Source organism: Aquabacterium sp., assembly GCF_050725395.1.
GTDB lineage: Bacteria > Pseudomonadota > Gammaproteobacteria > Burkholderiales > Burkholderiaceae_C > Aquabacterium.
Window position 1 is genome coordinate 86,821 of sequence record NZ_JBOHHL010000007.1, and the last position, 21,276, is coordinate 108,096.

Sequence of the window (21,276 nt, forward strand, 5' to 3'; positions counted from 1 at the left end):
GGGTCAACGGGCTTGTCTGCCGTGCGTGGCCTGCGAATAAATGGCATAGACAAAGCCGGCCATCAGAAGAAACCATCCGCCCGCCTCGGCCATGCGGAAGACATGGCCAGTTTGCACGAAGCGCGCATCAAAGCCAAATCCGCCCAACATGGGCAACTGCCAGTAGAAACTGGGAGTGGCGACCAGGCAGATCAAGACAAAAATCGCCCACTCCTTGGCCCATGCATGGTGTCCCCGGGCCAAGGCAAACGCCAACAATAAGGAGAACAGCAAGGCGATGCCGCCGCCGAACAAGTTCATGGCGCCACCGGCCAGTTTGGCAAAGCTCGGCATGCCCATCTGCAGTCCCCAATGGAGCAGCAACATGCCCACCACCACACCGCATGCAGCCAAGATCCAGAGGCCTATTTTGGGAAGGGCACCTGGGACTTGCTGCTTCACAAAGCCTGTCCACAAAAAAACGATGCCTAGCAGGCAACCCAACAGCGTCGCCGCCGCGAACAGCAGGCGTGCGGGTGCTTGGTCTGCGACCACTGCATCGTGCATGGCGATGACACCTGCCGGGATCAAGGTCGAGGCACCGGTGGCTTGGCCCATGCCTGGCGCCAAAACAAAGTGCTGGAGGGTGCTGATCGATGCCGCGGCCAGGACCAGCAGGCCGCCGATGGCCACCCACCTGCCCAATCGCGAATGCGGCTTGAAAGCCATGGCCACTTTCTCGGTGGCCGAAGCGGAACGCACCGGCTGCAACCACCGATTGACCGTGAACAGGCCGTAACCCATCATCAAGGTCAGTTGAATCAGCACGCCCGAAACTGCGTAGTTCGCTTCCAACTGGCGCAAGTGTGGCGCCACTGCACCGAAGGCCACCCAGCCATAGCGTTGCACGGGCGCGGTCAACAACAAACCGTAGTTCAAGCACATCCAGGCCTGGTGCTGCGCGATCTGCTTGCGCCACAGCGAATAGATGGACATCCACAGGCTGACCGTGACCATGATGGCCAAGCCCCATAAACCCACGTAGAACGTGAGTTGGTCGTAAATGTCAGCGATGGGCGTTCGCGCCAGGTACACCATCGAGAAGACCATGGCCACCTGGGCCGAGACCAGGTAGACGCCCCCGAACGCACGGTGCCACTTGGGGTAGCGCCTTCGAAAGGCAGGCCAGAACTGCAAGGCACCAAACAGCATGCAGGTGCCCCCCAGCATGGAATGCAGGGACAGCGTGATGCCATTGACCTTGGGCATGGTCGCATAGTGGATGAGCGGCTCGCTCAAGCCATCCTTGCCATACGCATATTGGGGGGACGTGGTCTTTGAGAGGATGCCGATCAAAGCGCTGGAATGTCCTGTGATCTCGGCGAAACCACCCGCACTCCGGCCCTCCTCGGCGGCACCTTGCATCGCGATGCGCTTGGCGGCCACCTCGGCGTTGCCCGCGCCTCTGAAATTGACGATGCCCGCATCGATGGCCGCCAAGCCATAGAGCAGTGTGGCCAGGACCAGCGACATCGCGAGCACACGCCGAAGCCAAGCTGCCCAAGGCACAGGCAACTGCTGGAGGTGGGTCATGGAAGGGTTCATCGCAGACTTCGGAGGACCATGGAAGACCCGATGGTGCCCAGATTGACTTTGCCCTTTTCGCCATTGTCATGCCGGAGACGCCAATAGAAGGCGCATGGGTAGCCCGAAAGCCATGGTCGGTGCAGTCACGGCAAGGGCCGCTGCCCAATGCTTGGGTACTCGATGCTGCCAAAGTAGAGAGACGCCCCCCGCTCCCTCACACTGGTGATGGGTGCATAAGCACCATCCGTTGCATCTTGCAGATCTGCGACGACCTTGCCGTTGAGGTCCAACTTCAACACGCGGGCATGTTTGGCGGCCTTGGGCCGAATGGCCTCGGGAATGCGGTACACCGCCTTCAGCAGCGCCGGGTAAGGCAGGATGCGGTCGAAGAGCTCGTCGCGGGGCGCAAAAATCGCCAGCCAGAAGCCATCTCGACCGTTGTAGCTGATGTTGTCAGGAAAGCCCGGCAGGTTCTCGATGAAGGGCTCGAACTGCCCGGCCTTGGGCCCCTTGAGCCAATAACGCATCACGCGATACTGGAGCGTCTCTGAAACCAGGACGTAGGCTTCATCGGGCCCCAAGGTCACACCATTGGCCACATGGAGGCCCGAGGCCAAGGTCTTGGTCTTGTGGGTTTGAGGGTCGTGGCTGAGCAAGCGACCATAAGCACCATGCTCGAAAACATCGGCCATCATCTTGTCCAGCCCGTACTTGGACGATGCATCCGAGAAGTAAATGATGCCCGACTTGGCTTGAACCACATCGTCGGTCAATCGGAATGGCACCCCATCGGATTCGTTGGTCAGCAACTCGACCTTGCCTGGCGTGACACGCAACAAGCCCTTGACCGCGTCGGCCACCAGCACCGCGCTGCCATCCTCGGCGGCAAAGGTGCCCCAAGGGCGACCACCCGTGTTGGCGAGTTCTTCATGCGACTGTCCATCGGCGGAAAACCGCACAACGCGGCCGTCCACATAGCCCGCATAGATGCGCCCGGCGGCGTCAAATGAAATGCCCTCGGGCCCCACGCCCACATTCAGTCCAATCCGCTTGATGCCCTTGAGCGCCTGGTTCCTTGCGGTCTCCTGGGTCGGCGTTGGTGGCACCCAGGCGGTCGGCTCGATCTCTACAGGCCAGAACGACAGGTAGGCGATGGCGGCGACCAACGTGGCGCCAATGACGGATGATATTTTCATGCTCGAAGGTGTAAGGGGTTGGCGGGTCAGTTGCGCTGGTCTTCAGACGGCTTGGCCTCGGCTGGGTTGTTCCAGGTTTGGCGAGGAACCACGGAGCCCGATCCGCTGAGCTGCAACTTGGCTGCCGACACCACGTTTTGAACGGCGGACGTCAGCAATTTGTGCGGCATGGGGCTTTCCGGCTGCGCGCGGGCACTGCGCTCGGCGGGATCGTGGTGAGGCAAGATGAGGGGAAAGGCCGCGCCTTTGAGCGGCCCGCCCTCTTTCGAGTCATGGCGAAAATGAATCGGCATGCGTTTGGCAGACGGCTGGTACGTGACATCGTCGCCGGTCCAACGCAAGGCCAGCGCCCGGCGCCGCCGGGTGCGTGAGGTGTTGCCATAGGAGCCGTGCAAGGTGAGCGGGTGGAAGATCAGGATGTCGCCCGGCTCCATGTCCCAGTGCAGCAACTCGTACTGGTCCAGGTTGGCGTTGATGTCCGGGATGTCGTCCATCTTCTCGTCGATGATGGCCGCGACATAGTCCGGCGACAGCGCCTTGAAGCGCTGCGGCCACTTGTGCGAGCCCTTGACGTAGAGCAGGCCGCTGCTGTCCTTGTTGACCGGGTCCAGCGGAATCCAGAATGAGGTGACCTGCTCGCCACGGATGGGCCAAAAGCTCAGGTCCTGGTGCCAGGGTGTGGGCGCGTCCGTCCCGGGCTCCTTGACGAACATCTGATCGTAGAAGAAGCGCACTTCTTTCGACTGCATCAGGTCTTGCGCCCACCGGGCAAATGGGCCGTAGTAAATCAGGTCACGCAGGACATCGATGCGCTTCCACAAGAAGATGTCCATCTTGTAGCCCTCGACTTTTCTCGACATGAACTTGCCAAGGATCGATTGGTCGCGGATGGCATGTTCAAGTCCCTCTTCGACCATGGCAACCCAGTTCGGGTCAAGGGCTTGGCGCAACATGATCACGCCGTCTTCGTCATACCGTTGGACTTCTTCAGCGGTCAGCTGGCGGATGGGATGGGCAGGAAAACTCATGTGCACCTTTCATAACTGATAATTTCATCAACTATGATTTTACAATCAATCATGCGCAATAACGTTAACCCTCGGTCCGTCAAAAAAACGGGGCTTCAGCGCACGGGTGGTAGGCTTGAACGCATGAATGCAAAAGTGCCCGCCGAACTCGCGGCCCCTGTCTCAGTGCCTGAAACCAAGGCGCCCCGCGGTGCCAGGCGCAAGCGCGACACCCGCGCAAAATTGCTGGGCGCCGCACTTCACCTGATGGCGTACCGAGGCGTTGCCGGCGTGCGAATCAACGAGATCACCGAGCAAGCCGACGTCGGGTTTGGCTCGTTCTACAACCACTTCGAATCGAAGGAGGCCATCTATGCGACCCTCATCGACGAGGTGATCGGGCACTTCGCCGTGGCGCTGGACAAACTGGGTGAACAACTGAACGACCCTGCCGAAAAAATCGCGGCATCAACCCGCTACACCCTGCTGCGCGGCCAAGCCGACCCGGTGTGGGGGCGGTTTGTGTTTCAAACCAATTTCAGCCGCGACAGCATGAGCCACGGCCTTGGCAGGTACCTCCTGCAAGACATTGGCAGCGGGGTGTCCGCGGGGCGGTTCACTGTGGCCGACCTGCCTTCGGTGTACATCGCGGTCGGCAGCACGATCCTGGGCGGCCTGGCGGCCTTGTCAGACCGGACGCTGCCCGACCATGAGCCAGACATTTTGGGCGATGCCCAGGGCTTGTCGGTGCGAATCGCGGCCATCTTGCTGACCATCCTTGGCTTGAGCACCCAGGAAGCACAAGAGATCGCCAACCGCCCCTTGCCCCAAATCGAGTTGCCCGCCAATCCCTTTGCCCAGGTTTGACCGCGGCAGCCCTGTCAGCTCTTGGCCACGAGGTTTTCGATCCAGCGTGGCGCCAGCCGCATCATCCAGGGCAACCAGCGCGTCTCGCCTGGGTAGACTTCCTCTTGTCCGCGCATGGCAGCGGCCAACGTCAGTTCGGCCACGTGCTGTGGCGAGATCTTCTTGCCCTGGTAGCCCAATGCAGCGGGGGTGTCGACAGCGGGCGGTGCCACGTCGGTGATGGTCACGCCCTGCCCCTTCAACTGGCGCCGCAGTGCCTTCGTGAAACTGCGCAGGCCTGCTTTGGATGCCGAGTACACGGGGGCACGCGTGACGGGCACCAAGCCGTATCCCGAGCTCACCATGATGATGTGCGAAGGGGAAGACGCGCGCAACATCGGCAACAAACCGGCCGTCAGGTTGATGACCCCTTCGAGGTTGGCACGGATCTCCTGGGTCAGGTCCTGGCGCAAGAGATCGGGTTGCGTGAAGTCCAGCTCGCGCATGCCGCCAGCGTTGTTGATCAGCAGCTTGATGTCATGGTGGACAGAAGACACCAGGTCCACGAAAGCCTCGACCGATGCCTTGTCCCCCACATCGCACAGGTGGGTGTGGATTCCGGGAAAGTCTTTGGCCAGGCCAGCGAGTTTGCCCGCATCGCGGCCACAGGTCACGACCTGCCAGCCGCCGCGGTGCAGAGACGCCACGAAGGCCCGGCCGATGCCCGATGAACCGCCGGTGACAATGGCGGTGCGCTTGGGGCTGGTGATGTCTTTGCGCAAGAGCGCTCCTTGGTGTTGACGGTGGTCGCACACGCCGGTGCGGGCAGCTCAAGTGGCGCCGACCACCTTGTTGCGTTGCACGCCCAGGTCAATGGCGCCATCCGGACTTTGAATCCGCGCTTCAACCACATCGCCGGCCTTGAGGTATTGCTGGCGGCCCTCTTGCACCTTGTTGAAAATCGCCCATTTGGTGGCTTCGGGCAGCAGGGCACCCATGCGTTGCTTGAATGGCGACGGGACCGACAAAGCGCATCCTGCGGGGGTCCCCGTGGACAACAAGTCCCCCACATGCAGGTCCTGCACGCCTGAGAGTTCGGTCAAGGTTTCGGCCGGGCCAAACACCAGGTTGGCGGTGGTGTCCTTTTGCCGCACCTGGCCGTTGACGGTCAGTGTCAGTTGCAGCTTGCCCAGGTACTTCATGTCCTGCGGCGACAAAAGGCACAGGAACGGGCCGACCGGGCCAAAGGTGCGAAAGCTCTTGCCTTTGTAGAACTGCGTCTGCGGGATCTGGATGTCCCGTGCCGAGTAGTCATTGACAATGACCAGCCCCGCCACGAATTCATGCAAGTTGGCGTCAGTCACCACGGTCCTGGCCAGCACATCGCGCTTGAGGATCAGGCCCAGTTCGATCTCGTAGTCCAGAAACCGCACATGCGCCGGTTTGACGAGGTCGCTGTGGGCCGGCACGATGCAGCTCGTCGCCTTGGTGAAGATCATGTTGTAGGACTTGGCATCCGGGTCCATGCCTGACTCGATCATGTGCTGGCGATAGTTGGCCCCTTGGCAAAGAAACTGCTGATTGCGCGTCAATGGCGACAGGATCTGCACCTCGTCCAAGCGCAGGGTCGCGCTGCCTGCCGCGCTTGATGCCGCGAACTCCCGCAATGCGCCCACCTCGTGGCCACGGATGAAGTCAGCGGTCGTGGCGAATTCGCCTGGCAGCGGCGTGATGAGGCTCTTGGACACCAAGCCCCATTGGATGCGACCTTGATGAGAGAAGCGAACAGTGTGAATCGCCATGGGACGTCCCCTTGCTGAAGATTTGGAGGGTGGCTGAGCGCCGGCACCGCTGACCAGGTCTGCCGGCGCGGCTGAGGATGGCGTGGGCAAGGACGCGGAACCCAGCATGGCGGCCCCTGCCTTGAACACGCGGCGGCGAGATGGCTCGTCCATGCTCAAACCTGCTCATGCCGAAAGATGTACTGGTCCAGGCGCGACTTGAGCGCGGCCACGTCGCCATTGGCCTGCCACCGCAGCACCAGCCCCAGCTTCATATCCTGCTCGGCCTTGCCACTGACGCCACGCACATCCAGCTTGGCGGCTTCTTCCATGAAGACGGATTCCACCTCTTTCTGGATGAGCAACGGCTTGAAGATCTTCCCGATCGCCGTGGTGGGCAGGATGTCCACGATCCGGATCAGCTTGGGGTGGGCCGCGCGTTCGGCGATGGTCGACCGGGCATGGGCCATCAAATCGTCCTCGGTGGCCTGGCAGCCCGGGCGCAACTGCACATAGACCACGGGCACCTCACCGGCATGGGCGTCTGGCCGGCCAACCGCCGCCGCCATGCCCACCGACGGGTGGGTGCACATCGGTTCCTCGATCATCTTGGGATCGATGTTGTGCCCGCCCCGGATGATCAACTCCTTCTGGCGGCCCGTCAGCCAGAAATAGCCATCGCCATCCACCCGTCCCAGGTCGCCGGTGTTGAGCCAGCGCTCTGGCTGTCCATCATGGCCAGGACGAGATACCCACAGGCCCTTGTTGTGCGCGGGGTTGAGGTAGCCCTTGAACAGATTGGGCCCCTTGATGATGATGGTGCCCACTTCGTCCACCTCGGCGTCGCGAAGGTAGTGGCCATCGGGCGTGATGAGGGCCACACGCATGTCCTGCCAGGGCATGCGCAGCCCGATGGAGCCGATTCTTGGCGGGGCATGGAGTGGCGTCAGGCTGGACACGCAGCCGGCTTCGGTCAGGCCGTAGCCTTCAAGGACCTTGAGCCCCAGCTCATGCTGAACCCGGTTGAACATCTCGACAGGCATGGGCGCCGCGCCGCAGACACCAAAGCGCAAGCTGGACAAGTCATGTCCCTGGCGAGGCACCTGCAACAAGGCGGCGTACACCGTGGGCACCCCTGAGAACGACACGATCTTGTGATGCGCCACCAGTTCCCAGAACCGCTTGACCACGTTGTCGCCACGGTAACCTTGAGGGGTGGCCAGCAGCACATGACCACCTCGGGCCCACAAGGACAGTCCCGTGCCGATCTGTGCATTGACGTGGAAGAGCGGCAACCCGCAGAACACGGTCACGCCAGGGCCATCCAGTTCGGAGGCGGCCACGGCTGCCAGCTCCAGGGCGTTGGCCACCTCGGTGCGGTGGGTGCGCACGGCGATCTTGGGCATGCCGGTGGTCCCACCCGTGCAGAAATACGATGCCACATCGTCCAGGCAGGGAGGCGCAAAGCGCAGGGTGGCACCATCCTGGCCCGCCAGCTCCCGGTGGAAATCCAACACCGGCACAGTCCCCAGCCGGGTCGGTGTCTTGAGCCGGTTCATCAGGCGCAAGACCGGCGCCAAAGGGTGACGCAGATAGCGCAGCGGACTGATGCTCAGCACCCCTTTCAGCCCATGCACCTGGGGCGCGATGCCAGCCACCTTCTCCCACAGATCCGCGCCTGGGGTCGGCGCCAGGGTCACGATCCACTTGGGCTGCGCGGCCTTGAGCAGCTCCAGCATCATGGCGGGCTCCAGCAAGGGGTTGATCGCCAACACGATGCCGGCGGCCTCGCCGCCCCAAATGGTCCAGTGCGTCTCTGGCAGATTGGGCAACACAAAGGCCAGCACATCGCCACGCTGCACCCCCAATTGCCTGAACATGTTGGCGGCCTGGGTGATCTTGGCCATCCACTCGCGGTGCGTCCAGACGTAAGGGCGTTGGTGGTCCTCGGTGCGCAGGAAGAAGGAGAGCGCTGCCGCGTCGGGCCTGACTTTGGCGCCCTCGGAAAGCAGCGCATAAGTGCTTTGCTGTCCAGCCATGACATCAGGCAGGTGAGCCTCCATGGCTTCGATGTCCTGTAGGTTGCGGAGAGGGCTTGCGGCGAGAGCATTCATGCGAGGAGTTCCAGACTCGGTGAGTCAACTGGTCGGGGATGGCTTGTGCAGGGTGCGCACCAGCAGGGATTCGGAAGGGAGTTGCACGGGCTGGATGGGCTTGTCCACCAGCTTGCGGGCGGCGGCTCGGGTCATGCCCAGTCCAAGCAGGATGTGGAAGGTGACCTCCCGCGGGTAGGCGTCCGTCAGGTCGGTGCGCGTGCTGAGTGAAAACAGGGCGGCGCTCGTGGTGCCCACCACCAGGTCCAGGCCCAGCATCGGGTCGGCCAGGTTGAAACGCCCGGCCTCGGAAGCTTCGAGCAAGTCGCGCAGAACGTAGCCCAGCGCTGGCAGATGGCCCAGGCTGCGACTCACCCCCACGCGAGAGATGAAGCGTCCCGCGTGCGGGAAGTGCCTCGCCGTCTGAAGCACCATGCGCACGCCGCAGGCCAGGCGCTCCGCAGGGTCTGTGCGATCGGCAATGGCCAGGTCGACCTGGGACAACAGTTCGTTGCCAACCATCTGCAGCACCGCGGCCATGACCTCGTCGGTGGTTCGGAAGTAGTTGTAGAAAGTGCCGCGCGAAACCTGGGCTTGCTCGATCAGATCCTCGATGACGGTCGCATCAACCCCCCTTGAAGAAAAGACCTCCATGGCGGCCTCGATGAGGCGGGTGCGCATGCGCTCGCGTTTTTCTGCCGCAACGCGGGTGCGGAAATCGGGTGTGCTCATGGCGACAGGTTAGCGGATCTCGATCCGGGAAAACGACACGATTGTCATAATGACTTTTTTGTCATTATCATGCAAAATGCCGGTCATCAGCAAGCCCCATCAGCTCAGAACAAACACCCATGAGTCACAACAAGGTCTTGAGGGCCCCGCCCGAATACCCAGAAAGTGCATTGCCAGCGCATGTGCGCAAGCTCGCACGACCCGCAGCCTGGCAAAAGGCCACCCAGTTGGCCTTTCTGCGCTTTGACAAAACCGACCTTGACGAAGCGCAGCGCTTCTGGACCGACTTCGGGCTGATCACCGCCTCTCGCACGCACGACAAGCTGGTGATGCGCGGTGCTGGCCCGGCACCCGCGATCCTGATGGCGCGCCAAGCCAAGGTGTCTCGCTATGTGGGGGCTGCGTTCACCGTGCCGCCTGACACCGATTTCGCGCGCCTCCAGCGTGAAAGCGGTGCGCAGCCATTGGCGACCCATGCCGTGCCCGGAGGCGCCCGCGGCGTCAGCCTGGTCGATCCGGATGGCAACGAGGTCTGGTTGATCACCGATTGGGGCACGGTAGCCGCCCTGCCCTTGCGCGAGCCCAAGCATCAGCGCATGAATGCATTGGGGCAATCGCCTCGCGTGAACGCGACCGTGCGCACCGACATCGAACCGGCCACCGTGGGCCGCCTGGGGCACCTGGTGTTGCAAACCACGGACTTCCCCACCATGGCCGACTGGTACATGCGCCACCTGGGCCTGATTCCCTCGGATGTGCAGTACCTGGAAGACGGTGTGCCCTTCCTGACGTTCTTCCGCCTGGATCTGGGTGACACCCCAGCCGACCACCACGCCCTGGTCATCGCCGGGGGGCTCGAGGCCTGCTACGAACACAGTGCCTGGGAGGTCACCGACCTCGATGCCCTGGGACAAGGCCAGCAGGTGCTGCGGGTCAATGGGCACGATCACATGTGGGGCATTGGCCGGCACTTGTTGGGCAGCCAGCTGTTTGATTACTGGCGCGATGCCGATGGATTCGCATTCGAGCACTACACCGATGGCGACGTCTTCACGGCCGACCGAGAGCCCCATTACGGGCCGTTCACCACCAACAGCCTCTGGGCCTGGGGCGACGACGTTCCCGCCAGCATGTTCCCGGCGAAGACGCCTGCCATGTTATGGCGCGTCATCAAGCTGCTGCGATCGGGCCGCGTGACCCTGAAGCGCCTGCTCCAGATGGGCAAGGTGGTCGATACACCAGCGCGCCCGTGGCTTTGACGCCCGGCCCTTTTCAAAATCCCATTCAATCAAACGAGTCCGACATGGCCACTTCAGTTGTTCGCTTCACATTGCCAGGCCAAACAGAGCAGGCCCATTGGGGCGTTCTGTTTGCACGGCGCATCGCACCGTTGGCAGGCACCTATGCCACCACGGCAGACCTTGTCAGGCACGGACAGGCCGAGGCACGCGCCATGACCGCTGCCCAGACCACGGTCGGTTTTGACGAGGTCAAGGTCCTGTCGCCCATCACGACGAACCAGCAGTTTCTTTGCCAGGGCGCCAATTACGGCAGCCATGTGCGGGAGTCCGGCAAGGATCCCTCCGACATGCCCTTCAACACCTTCTTCACCAAGGCATCGTCGTCACTCACGGGGCCTTACGACGACGTGGTTCGCCCTGCTCACGTCAAGTTGCTGGACTACGAGATCGAACTGGGCCTGGTGCTGGGCCGAGACCTGACATCGGGGGTTCAGGTCAAGCCGGACCGGTTGCACGAGGTGCTGGCCGGCATCACCATCGTGAACGATGTGTCTGCCCGCGATGTGCAACTGCCCCAAGGCCAGTTCTACAAGGGCAAGAGCTATCGGACGTTCGGGCCTGCAGGACCCGTGCTGCTCTTGCTGGAGCCGGCCGAGTGGCAGCGTTGGCCCGATCTGCACATGCAGTTGAGCATCAATGGCCAGGTTCGTCAGGAAGACTACTGCGGTGACATGCTGTACAAGCCGCACCAGACCGTGAGCGAGTTCTCGGCGCTGCAAAACCTCCAGGCAGGCGACCTGATTGCGACCGGGACCCCAGCCGGCTGTGCGGCCAAAGCCCCCGGCAAGTTGTCCATGTTTGTGGGCAACCGCATCTTGTCCGAGCAGACCAAGTGGAAGATGTTCATCAAGGGCGGCCTGCGCAACCCGCTGTACCTGCAGCCCAATGACGTGATGACCCTGAACATCCGCACGGATGACGGCGCCTTGGATTTGGGCCAGCAACGCAATGTGGTGGTTTCCGCATGAGCGTTGCGCAACAACTGCTTTGTCTTGCACCGGGGAACCCCGCACAGTTCGCGCTGCGACCACGCCAGCTGCCTGCATTGGCTCGCGGGCAGGTGCTGGTGCGGGTCGAGGCCAGCTCGGTCAATCCCATCGATGCCAAGCGCTCGACGGGTTATGGACGGCGGGTCCTGGCGCTCATGGGCGCGGCGAGCTTCCCGTTGGCCTTGGGCAATGACCTGGCCGGGGTCGTTCAATCCGTGGGGCCCGGCGAAGCCACCTGGAAGCCAGGCGACAGGGTGTTCGGCTTGGTGCCCACGGGGCCTCAAGGCGCACATGCCAGCCATGTTCTGGTTCAATCCAAGCACCTGAGGGCCGCCCCCGCGCACTGCACGTCGCTGGAACTCGCCGCCCTGCCCTACACCTTCACCACGCTCTGGCTGGCGCTTCAAAGCGTCGGACTCGATCAGCACAACGCCAAGGGCAAGGAGGTGCTGGTTCACGGCGCCTCTGGTGGGCTCGGACAACTGGCGCTGCAGGTTCTGAACCACTGGGACGCACGGGTCACCGCCATCTGCAGTACAGCGCATGTCCAAACATGCCGCGACCTGGGCGCCGCCGTGGTCGTGGATCGAACGCGTCGGGCTTTGTCGACCTTGCCAAGCGCCTATGACGCGAGCTTCAACTTCGCCACCTGGCAAGACGAAGCGACCTTGATCAGCCGCCTCAAGCGGGGCGCCATGGGCCACGCCACCACCGTGCACCCCTTGCTGGACAGCATGGATGTGCATGGCTGGATCAAGGGCGGATGGAAGGCCTACCGCGCTTGGTCAGCCATGCGTGGTTTGGCCGTGACCACAAAAGGGCGTGGCACCCACTATGCCTGGACCATTTTTCAGCCCAACGGCCAGGCTCTGGACGCATTGCAGGAACTGCTGGCCGCCAATGCCGGACTGCACCTGCCCATTGGTCTGACTGCCCCGCTGTCACAAGGCAAGCAAGCCTTTGCGCACGTCACCCAGCAACGCGCAGGCCGCGCCATCATCACGCCTGCCTGAGCGCAGGCCGGAGTACCCATGTCTCACCTACCTTCCGAAATTGATGTCCTCATCGTTGGCATGGGGCCCGTCGGGGCGGCCTTGGCACAACTGCTAAGCCGCCATGGCACCAAGACCTTGGTGATCGACAAAGCCAAGGACATCTTCCTGGCGCCTCGCGCGATCGCCCTGGACAACGAAGCCCTTCGCGTGCTGCAAATGTGCGGCCTGGAAGAAGATGCGTTCGACAAGGTGGCCATTCCCGAGGTGCGCATGCGTTCGCCACTGTTTGGCCAGTACAGCCGCGCCGTCACGGCCGGCTCCGTCGATGGGCACCCCAAACTGGTCACATTTTTCCAGCCTCAGTTGGAGCAGGTGCTGCGAGCCCGCCTGGAAGGCAGCCTCCATGTGACAGTCGCCTTGGGTGTGTCCCTGATGTCGCTGGTCCAGAATGCCAAAGAGGTCATCGCAGAACTGCAAACCGAGGATGGCCAGACACACCAGGTTCGTGCGCGCTACATGGTGGGCGCGGATGGCGCCAACTCCCTGGTTCGCCGCCTTTTGGGGCAGGAGTTCAAGGGCAAGACCTTTGCAGAGGACTGGCTGGTGGTCGATGCCAAGCAATTGCCCACGCCCATCGACCACGTCGAATTCATCTGTGACCCGCACCGCCCCACCCCGCACATGGTGGCGCCGGGGGGACGCCAACGCTGGGAGTTCAAATTGAACCCGGGCGAGACCCGGGCGCAGATGGAGCACCCGGACACGGTCAAACGCCTGCTCCACCCTTGGACCAAAGGCCAGGACATCGAGATCGAGCGGGTGGCCGTCTACCGCTTCCACGCGCGGGTCGCCGAGAAGTTCAAGGTGGGGCGCGTTCTCCTGGCCGGAGACGCCGCCCACATCACGCCACCGTTTGTGGGCCAAGGCCTGGTGTCAGGCTTGCGCGATGTGGCCAACCTGGCCTGGAAGCTGTCGTGGGTCTGCCATGGCCGGGCTCAGCCTGGCTTGCTCGACACCTACGATCAGGAGCGGCGCCCTCATGCCAAGGCCATGATCGACTTGGCCAAGATGATGGGCCGTCTGGTCATGCCCAGCAACCACGCAGCGGCATTCCTGACCCATGGCCTGATGAGCATGATGACCCGCATCCCTCGGCTGAAGCGCCTGTTCGAGAACCTGGAAATCAAACCGCCCAACCGCTTCAAGGTCGGCTGCTTCGTCAAGCCCTTGCGTGGTGCCAGCCTGTGCCGTGGTGCGCAGATGCCGCAAGTCTGGCTCAAGCCTCGGGCCGGTGGTGAGGTGGTGCTGAGCGACGATGTGCTTGGCACCGGACTGGCCATGGTGGGCTTCGGAGTCGACCCCTCGGCTGGCCTCGCGCCTGCCCTGGCTCAGGCATGGGCCGCCAGCGGTGGCCGCTTCATTCAGATCAATCCGCGCGGACAAATGGCGCGTACTTCTACATTGAACCTTTGGGAAGACCTCAGTGGTGGCCTGATGCCCTCCGTGGTGCCAGTCGGCTGGGTGGCCATTGTCAGGCCCGACAAAGTCGTGATGCATGACGGCCCCAGCACAGAAGCAGCAACACTGCTCACGCATGCGATGAGCTTGTATGGCCACCTGTTCGGGGAGAACGCCGCCATCTTGGCCGCAGCGCAGGGGTGATGCGCGCATGTCGTTCAAAGAGTCAGGCGGGAAAACACCCGTCGTGGCCTGAAAACAAGATGCGTACAATCGTTCTCATCTTGTTTTGGAAGATCGCTCATGACAAAGCCAAGCCATGCCTCGATGGAGCGCCGCCGCGCTTTGACGTCCACACTCGCACTGGGGGCGGCCGCTGCGCTCGGGGGACTCGCACCTTTGACGGCCCGGGCTGGCCCGGTGCCCTGGCGCATCGACGTCCACGCCCACCTGATCCCCGACTTCTACCGCGCCGCGCTGAAGACCTACGACGTGGCCAGTGATGGCGGCGTACCGGCGCCCGACTGGACGCCAGAGGCGGCGGTGCGCTTCATGGACAAGTTCGGCATCCAGGCTCAGGTGGTTTCCCTGTCGGAGCCGGGCTTGCGCTTCTTGCCCGATGCCGGATCGCGTGATCAGATGGCCCGCCAGATCAACGACTACATCCGCCAGTCATTGATTGGCGCCCCGGCTTATTCGAACCTCTATCGGCGATTTGGCGGCTTCGCCTCGCTGCCCCTGGGCCGGGCTGATGACCCGCAAGAAGTCACGCTGTCTGCGCAAGAGGCGTTGCGTGCATTGAATGCGCTGGGGCTGGACGGCGTCGGGCTGTACTCCAACTACAACGGCATCTACCTGGGCGATCCCCGCCTGGACCCGTTGATGCAGACCCTCGACAAGCTGGGGGCCATGGTGTTCATCCACCCCGTGGCACCGCCAGCGGGGCCGGACCTGTCCATTCCGAACTTCGTGCTCGAATTTCCTTTCGAGACCACGCGGGCCGTCACCAGCATGCTCTACAAGGGCATCTTCTGGCGCTACCCCAACATCCGCTGGCTGCTGCCCCACGCCGGGGGCACCATCCCCTTCCTCTCCTACCGCAGCGCCCTCCTGGCGCTCAACCTCAATCCGCGCAAAAGCTCATACGCCAAGCTTTTCTTCGACACCGCCTTGTCGGCGGCGCCCCCGGCCATGGCGGCGGTCAGACAGGTCACCGAGGTCAGCCACGTGCTTCTGGGCACCGATTACCCGTACTCGCAGCTGACCTACGCGCTCAAGCTGCCTGGCGACCCGAACTCGGAGTTGAACGACACCTTCAATCCCACGGAGCGGCAGTTGGTCGACCGCGGCAACGCATTGGCTCAACTGCCGCAATTGGCCAAACGCCTGGGCACCCAGTGATCAACCAGAAAGGAGCATGAGATGAAGAAGCTGTTTTTGCTGGGCGTGATTGCCACCTGTCAGGTGCAGGCTCAAAGCCTGCCCCCCGCACTGTTCCTGCCGGAGTTGGTGTTGCCCCGCGAGGTCGTGGGCACGTCCACGTCGCCGGTCGCCTTGCCCACCGCCGCACCCAAGGCGCCGATCTCCGCCTTGCGCTACACCTACGAAGGCGTGAGCAAAAGCCTGTCGCAGTACCAAAGCGAGGCCAAGGTCCGCGCCATGCTGGTGATCAAGGACGGCAAGATCGTGTACGAGTACAACCAGTTCCCGTACACCAAGACCTCGCTCCACCAGTCGTGGTCCATGGCCAAGCAGGTGCTCTCGGCCTTGGTGGGCATCGCCATCGAAGAAGGCACGATCCGCTCGGTGAACGACAGGATGGACGCCTACGAGCCAGCACTGGCCGTCAACGGTTTTGCCGGCGTCACCTTCAAGCAAGCCTTGCAGATGTCCTCGGGCGTGGCTTACAGCGAAGAGGCCGATCGCTTCAAGCTCTTTCTGGACACCATCACGGATTACTACACGCTGGGAAGCTCGGGCCAAAGCCTGAGAGAGAAGACGACAGACGCCTCGTTGACGCCAGCGTATGCCCCGGGCAGCAAGTACCAATACGCCAGCATCAACTCACAAGCCATTTCAATGGCGCTGGAGAAAGCCGTCGGGATGCCCTACCAACGCTACCTGGAACTCAAGCTGTGGAAGCCCATGAGGACGGCCAACAGCGCCAAGGTGCTCGTTGACCGCGGCGGCGATGCATTCACCTTCTGCTGCCTGTACGCGACCACACGCAGCTACGCGATGTTCGGCCTCCTTTACGCGCAAGAGGGGCGCCTGCATGGCCGGCAAATCGTTCCAAGCGATTGGGTTCGCCGATCCACCACCTTTGCAGGTGACACCACCAACTGGCACGCCGTGCCGGTCAACGGCAACAAGTTGGGTCTCTATGGATTCGGCTACCACTGGTGGACACTGGAAGGCGAGCGCGGCGACTTCTCAGCCTTGGGCGTTTTTGGCCAGGCGATCCACGTGCTGCCCAAGCAGAACACCGTCATCGTGCGCATCAGCGGGGACTTCGACACCCCGGGCGCCCACATCGAAGAAAACGTGGTGATGGGCCGCGCGCTGGCAGACTATCTGGACTGAGCGTTTGGCGCGAGCGCACCGCCGATGATCCAGGCGAAGGACAACTGGGCACGCGCCAAGATGTCCTCGCGCTGGTCAGGGCGCTCGATGTAGTCGATGCACAGGCCAAAGCTCTGGTCGATCACCATCTCCAAGGCCCAGTCCATCCTTGGCGGCAGCTTGGTCGGCAAGTGGCCCAGCGCGCCAAGTTCCGACAGCATGTCCTGGCGAATCGCCTGCAAATTGTTCTCCAAAGCCGTTCTGGCGGCACCTGGGGGACCCACGCGCTGGCGCATTGACAGAACAAAGACGTCCTGGTGCACCAGTGCAAAGTCCAGCAACCACGACACGACCGTCAGTGCAGGCGTTTGCCCGGGAGGGACTGCCTTGCGCGCCTGCCTCAAGCCTTCGCGCAACTCCCGACTGAAGTCGTCCATCAGCTCGGGAATCATCTCGTCCACGCTGTTGAAATGACGGTAAAGCGAGTTGTGGCCCAGGCCTGCTTCTTTGGCCAATTCGCGCAAGCTGAAGCGCGTGTGCCCTTCTCTCGCGGCCAGGCGAGTCACCGCCTCCAGAAGTTTGCGTCGGCCTTGGCCATACTCGCTCTTGAAGGACGAAGTGGCTGGCTCTGCTGCCGCAGCTTTTGGACTTTTCTTGCGGGGGGCTGAACGACCTGACATTTGGCAATTTTAGGGCAGCCACTGAACGGCACTGCCCAGAGATTGCAATGGCATATTTAATCGTATATCGTCATATGGGCTGGCCAAGTTTCATCTGAACCTTGCACAAATGACCAAATCTTCCCCGCCCCTCGATCAAGCCTCAGCGGGCGCCATGCCAGACGCGGAGCCACGTTATCGAGCCTTGTTTCACAACCGCACCGTGGCCATTGCCCGGTGTCGCATCATCGCGGACGAACTGAGTCACCCAATCGACTACGTGATCGAGGAAGTCAACGAGGCCTATGAGCGCATCGTCGGCATCAAGAAGGCAACCATCGAGGGCCGCCTGGTGACCGAGGTTTTCCCGGGTATCGAACGCTTTCAGTTCGATTTCATCGGCAATTTTGGCAGGCTGGGCCTGCATGGCGGCGAAATGGACTGCGAGGTCCAGTTGCCTGGCACCGGCCAATGGCTGTCGATCCATGCCTATGGCTCGGCCAAGAGCGAATGCACGGCCATCTTCACCGACGTGACCGCTCAGAAAAAAGCCGAAGCGATCCTGCGGCGACAGCAAGCCCAGCTACAAGCCATCATCGACAACTCACCCGTGTTGATCTCGATGAAAGATCCGAAAGGCATCGTCATCCTGGCCAACCGGGCCTTGCTGGACATGGTCGGCGCGCAAAGCCCCGATCAGTTCGTGGGGCGCAGCGTCTTCGATCTTTTTCCGTCCGACGTTGCGCAGCAGTTGTGGGCCAATGACCTGGCCGCGCTGGAAAGCAATGCGCCCAGACGATCCGAAGAATTGGTTCAAGACAAGGAAGGCTGTTGGCGCAGTTACCTCACCGTCAAGTTCCCGGTGCGCGACAGCATCACCGGCGAACCCTATGGCGTGTGCGCCATCTCCACCGACATCACCGATCAAAAGCGGGTTGGCGCCGACCAAGAGCGCCTTGAGCGGGCGCTTCAGCAGTCCCACCTGGACTTGGAGGCACATGCCCAGCAACGGTCAATGGAGTTGACACAAGCCAAGCTGACAGCAGAAGTGGCCAACAAGGCCAAGTCAGACTTTTTGACGATCTTCAGCCACGAGATGCGCACGCCGCTCAACGGCGTGCTGGGTTTGAGCAACCTGTTGTTGATGAGCCCCCTGGAAGAGAGCAAGCGTCGCCATGTCGAGCTGATCAACCGGTCAGGCGAGGAGCTCATGCGCCTGCTGAATGATTTCCTGGATTTTTCCCAAAGCGAAGTGGGACTGATTGACCTGGCACCGAGCGAGTTCGACCCAGCGGCAGAGGCTCGGCAAACCTTGTCGGTGGTGCAATCCCTGGCAAACCAGAAGGGACTGATGCTGCAAAGTTCGATCCATGCGCCGAGGCGAGTGTTGGGCGACGCCGCCCGGCTCAAGCAGATTCTGCTGAACCTGTTGACCAATGCGATCAAGTTCACCAAGCATGGCGAAGTCGCCCTGCATTGCGCACAGATCGCCCAGCATGGCCAGCAGGTGACACTTGAGTTCACCGTCACGGACACAGGCATCGGCATGGACGCCAAGACACAGGCCACCTTGTTCCAGCCATTTGCCCAGGCCAACGCCACGACCGCCCAGCGCCTGGAAGGCAGGGGCCTTGGCTTGGCCACCTGCAAGCGTTTGGCCGAAGCCATGGGTGGACAGGTAGGCGTCAGGAGCATTCCCGAGCAGGGCAGCAGCTTCTGGGCAAGGCTGCCATTCGAGGTCATTTCAAACACAGGCTTGCACCACGCTCTCAAGCCCGATGGACAGGTGAGGGCAAGGACCGCGCTGGCCCGAGTCCTGGTCGTCGACGACAACGACACCTGCCGACAGGTGGCCGGTCAAATGCTGGGAGTGTTAGGACTTCAGTTTGATGTTGTGCGTGACGGGCAAGAGGCGCTCAACGCCATGAAGCAGCAAGCCTACGACCTGATCCTCATGGACTGTGAGATGTCGGTCATGGATGGACTTGAAGCCACCCGGCGCATCCGCGCGGAAGAGTCCGGCGACGGTCAACACCACGCGCTCATCGTTGCTTGCACAGCCTCGGTCATGAAAGGTGATCTGGAAAAGTGCTTGGCGGCCGGCATGGATGACTTCATCTCCAAGCCTTTGAAAATAGAAGAGATCGGACGCGTCATCGGCAAATGGTTGACGTGAGACCGACCGGCATGGACTGATCGCCAGCCAATCGGGTCCACGCAGCGCGTCCCCGGCTTCCACGCGAATCTTGGCGATTAAAGGGCGAGGAAGTGCTGAACGAGCAGATGCGGAAATTGCCAAAGCTGAAAAAATGAAAAACTGCAATTGTGGAAAAGTACGCCATTTCTTTCGAGCGCCGAATTCAGATAAGCATAACAATTCGGACATGAGCCCGCTAGCCATGCGCTGCTTTTTTGCCTTTTCGGCCCTAGCAATGACGTACCCATCATGATCTTCAGAAATGCAACTGTTCGTGCCAAACTGACTTTGGCGTTTGGCGGACTGGCCTTCATGGTCCTGCTCATTGCCGGCCTGTCCTTGCGATCGTTGTCCGAGGCCAACGCCCGGTTTGAAAGCTACGTCAATGGCATCAGCGCTCGAGCAGCCGTGGCCAGCCAGATCAGGACCGCCGTTGATCGGCGAGCGATCGCTGCGCGCAACTTGGTGCTGGTCAGCAAACCGGCCGATCTGGAGGAAGAGAAGGTTCTCGTCAACCAGGCCCATGAAGACGTCAAAGCCAACCTGGACAAGCTGAACAAGATGGTTGATCGCAGTGACGTGCCTCAAAAGGTTCGCGATCTCGTCCAGGAGATCGACCGCGTCGAACAAGCCTACGGCCCTGTGGCCTTGTCCATTGTCAACCTGGCTTTGAACAAGCAGCACGACGAAGCCATTGCCAAGATGAACGACGAATGCCGACCGCTTCTGGCTGCCTTGGTCAAGGCAACGACAGCGTATGCCGAGCACACCGCGGGCCGGGCCCAACAGCTGACGATCGATGCGCAAGAACAGTACTTAACGCAAAGAAACTGGCTGATGGCCGGTTGTGTCGCGGCCCTGCTGGGTGCGGTGATTGCGGGCGTTCTGATCGTCAAAAGCCTCACCCGTGCACTGGGTGCTGAACCCACCGAGTTGGGACTTGCTGCGCAGAAGGTCGCCTCTGGGGACCTCAGGCCCGTGGTCGGGGCCGAGGGTGCGCACGCCGGGAGTGTGCTGGAGTCATTGAGGTCCATGCAGGAAAGCTTGGCCAATGTCGTTGGCCAGGTTCGGGGTGCGTCCGACTCCATCGCCACCGGATCTGCCCAGATCGCCACTGGAAATGCAGACCTGAGCCAACGAACTGAAGAGCAGGCGAGCAATCTGGAGCAGACGGCAGCCTCCATGGAGCAACTGACCAGCACCGTCAAGAACAATGCGGACACCGCCATGAAGGCAAGTCAATTGGCCGCGGGCGCTTCAAACGCCGCGGCCCAGGGCGGAGAAGGTGTCCACAAGGTGGTAGCAACCATGCAGGACATCACCGCTTCGTCCAAGAAAATCTCGGACATCATCGGGGTGATCGATGGCATTGCCTTCCAAACCAACATCCTGGCGCTGAATGCCGCTGTGGAAGCGGCGCGGGCGGGAGAGCAAGGACGGGGTTTCGCCGTTGTGGCCAGCGAGGTGCGCACCCTGGCGCAGCGCTCGGCCAGCGCCGCCAAAGAGATCAAGACCTTGATTGTCAGCAGCGTCGAGCAGGTTGAACTGGGTGCCCAACAAGCCAATCAAGCGGGCCAATCCATGGGTGACATCGTGGCCCAAGTCCAGCATGTCAGCCAGCTCATCGAAGAGATTTCAAGGGCCACGGCCGAGCAGACCAGCGGCATCAGTCAGGTCGGAGATGCGGTGAACCAGCTCGATCAGGTCACTCAGCAAAATGCGGCCTTGGTGGAAGAAAGCGCCGCAGCGGCGGAAAGCCTTCGCCGCCAGGCGGCGAAACTGGCCGAAGTGGTGAGCGTGTTCCAACTCGGCTGATGGCAGGAGTACTTCAGGGCCGACTAAATCCGAGGGGACGTCAGAAACAAAAGCCCTTGAATCAAAGGCTTAAGTGACA

The 21,276-nt window shown here is 61.8% G+C and carries 17 protein-coding genes; 9 read left to right on the forward strand and 8 right to left on the reverse strand.

Translation table 11 applies throughout. From position 1 onward, the window contains the following. Positions 1 to 3 precede the first annotated feature (3 nt). From ACREB4_RS06785 to ACREB4_RS06795, 3 genes are all read right to left on the reverse strand, one after another. Positions 4 to 1,572 (reverse strand): DUF2306 domain-containing protein, encoded by a 1,569-nt coding sequence (locus ACREB4_RS06785; protein ID WP_431587445.1) that lies wholly within the window; start codon positions 1,570 to 1,572, stop codon positions 4 to 6. A gap of 137 nt (positions 1,573 to 1,709) precedes the next feature. Further along, a complete protein-coding gene (locus ACREB4_RS06790; RefSeq protein ID WP_431587446.1) occupies positions 1,710 to 2,762 on the reverse strand; it encodes an SMP-30/gluconolactonase/LRE family protein in 1,053 nt (350 codons plus the stop codon). Between the two features lie 26 nt (positions 2,763 to 2,788). Continuing rightward, positions 2,789 to 3,790 carry a phytanoyl-CoA dioxygenase family protein gene (locus tag ACREB4_RS06795; protein ID WP_431587447.1) on the reverse strand — a complete coding sequence of 334 codons (1,002 nt, stop codon included), beginning with the start codon at positions 3,788 to 3,790 and terminating at the stop codon, positions 2,789 to 2,791. A 123-nt stretch (positions 3,791 to 3,913) separates the two neighbouring features. Between ACREB4_RS06795 and ACREB4_RS06800 the strand changes: the two genes are divergently transcribed. After that, positions 3,914 to 4,636, forward strand: a complete 723-nt coding sequence (locus ACREB4_RS06800; RefSeq protein ID WP_431587448.1) for a TetR/AcrR family transcriptional regulator — start codon at positions 3,914 to 3,916, stop codon at positions 4,634 to 4,636. A 14-nt stretch (positions 4,637 to 4,650) separates the two neighbouring features. On the opposite strand, the gene ACREB4_RS06805 is transcribed toward ACREB4_RS06800, so the two are convergent. The 4 genes from ACREB4_RS06805 to ACREB4_RS06820 all read right to left on the reverse strand — a co-directional run bounded on the left by ACREB4_RS06805 (position 4,651) and on the right by ACREB4_RS06820 (position 9,221). After that, positions 4,651 to 5,397, reverse strand: coding sequence for an SDR family oxidoreductase (locus ACREB4_RS06805; RefSeq protein WP_431587449.1), 747 nt, complete (start codon positions 5,395 to 5,397; stop codon positions 4,651 to 4,653). Positions 5,398 to 5,445: 48 nt separating this feature from the next. Then, on the reverse strand, positions 5,446 to 6,417 hold the full coding sequence (locus ACREB4_RS06810) for a fumarylacetoacetate hydrolase family protein (protein WP_431587450.1): 972 nt from the start codon (positions 6,415 to 6,417) through the stop codon (positions 5,446 to 5,448). A 155-nt stretch (positions 6,418 to 6,572) separates the two neighbouring features. Next, positions 6,573 to 8,510 carry an acyl-CoA synthetase gene (locus ACREB4_RS06815; RefSeq protein ID WP_431587451.1) on the reverse strand — a complete coding sequence of 646 codons (1,938 nt, stop codon included), beginning with the start codon at positions 8,508 to 8,510 and terminating at the stop codon, positions 6,573 to 6,575. A gap of 24 nt (positions 8,511 to 8,534) precedes the next feature. Next, positions 8,535 to 9,221 carry a TetR/AcrR family transcriptional regulator gene (locus ACREB4_RS06820; RefSeq protein ID WP_431587452.1) on the reverse strand — a complete coding sequence of 229 codons (687 nt, stop codon included), beginning with the start codon at positions 9,219 to 9,221 and terminating at the stop codon, positions 8,535 to 8,537. Positions 9,222 to 9,340: 119 nt separating this feature from the next. Here ACREB4_RS06820 and ACREB4_RS06825 point away from each other — a divergent pair, with 119 nt between their 5' ends. From ACREB4_RS06825 to ACREB4_RS06850, 6 genes are all read left to right on the forward strand, one after another. Then, positions 9,341 to 10,480: a VOC family protein gene (locus ACREB4_RS06825; RefSeq protein WP_431587453.1), complete on the forward strand. Its 1,140-nt coding sequence runs from the start codon at positions 9,341 to 9,343 to the stop codon at positions 10,478 to 10,480. Between the two features lie 44 nt (positions 10,481 to 10,524). Next, entirely contained in the window at positions 10,525 to 11,490 is a 966-nt protein-coding gene (locus tag ACREB4_RS06830; protein ID WP_431587454.1) for a fumarylacetoacetate hydrolase family protein, read from the forward strand. After that, positions 11,487 to 12,524 (forward strand): alcohol dehydrogenase catalytic domain-containing protein, encoded by a 1,038-nt coding sequence (locus ACREB4_RS06835; protein WP_431587455.1) that lies wholly within the window; start codon positions 11,487 to 11,489, stop codon positions 12,522 to 12,524. Before ACREB4_RS06830 ends, ACREB4_RS06835 begins: the two co-directional genes overlap by 4 nt. Before the next feature lie 18 nt (positions 12,525 to 12,542). Beyond that, complete coding sequence (locus tag ACREB4_RS06840) at positions 12,543 to 14,168, forward strand: bifunctional 3-(3-hydroxy-phenyl)propionate/3-hydroxycinnamic acid hydroxylase (RefSeq protein WP_431587456.1); 1,626 nt, start codon at positions 12,543 to 12,545, stop codon at positions 14,166 to 14,168. A 99-nt stretch (positions 14,169 to 14,267) separates the two neighbouring features. After that, on the forward strand, positions 14,268 to 15,365 hold the full coding sequence (locus ACREB4_RS06845) for an amidohydrolase family protein (protein WP_431587457.1): 1,098 nt from the start codon (positions 14,268 to 14,270) through the stop codon (positions 15,363 to 15,365). Between the two features lie 21 nt (positions 15,366 to 15,386). Further along, positions 15,387 to 16,547, forward strand: a complete 1,161-nt coding sequence (locus ACREB4_RS06850; RefSeq protein ID WP_431587458.1) for a serine hydrolase domain-containing protein — start codon at positions 15,387 to 15,389, stop codon at positions 16,545 to 16,547. On the opposite strand, the gene ACREB4_RS06855 is transcribed toward ACREB4_RS06850, so the two are convergent. Continuing rightward, positions 16,535 to 17,092: a TetR family transcriptional regulator gene (locus ACREB4_RS06855; protein WP_431587459.1), complete on the reverse strand. Its 558-nt coding sequence runs from the start codon at positions 17,090 to 17,092 to the stop codon at positions 16,535 to 16,537. The two genes, ACREB4_RS06850 and ACREB4_RS06855, sit on opposite strands and share 13 nt — an antisense overlap. A 223-nt stretch (positions 17,093 to 17,315) precedes the next feature. On the opposite strand from ACREB4_RS06855, the gene ACREB4_RS06860 reads away from it, so the two are divergent. Beyond that, the gene (locus ACREB4_RS06860; protein WP_431587460.1) at positions 17,316 to 19,361 is read left to right on the forward strand and encodes an ATP-binding protein; all 2,046 of its coding nucleotides are present in this window, start codon (positions 17,316 to 17,318) and stop codon (positions 19,359 to 19,361) included. 270 nt (positions 19,362 to 19,631) lie between these two features. Continuing rightward, entirely contained in the window at positions 19,632 to 21,197 is a 1,566-nt protein-coding gene (locus ACREB4_RS06865; RefSeq protein WP_431587461.1) for a methyl-accepting chemotaxis protein, read from the forward strand. Positions 21,198 to 21,276: the final 79 nt, after the last annotated feature.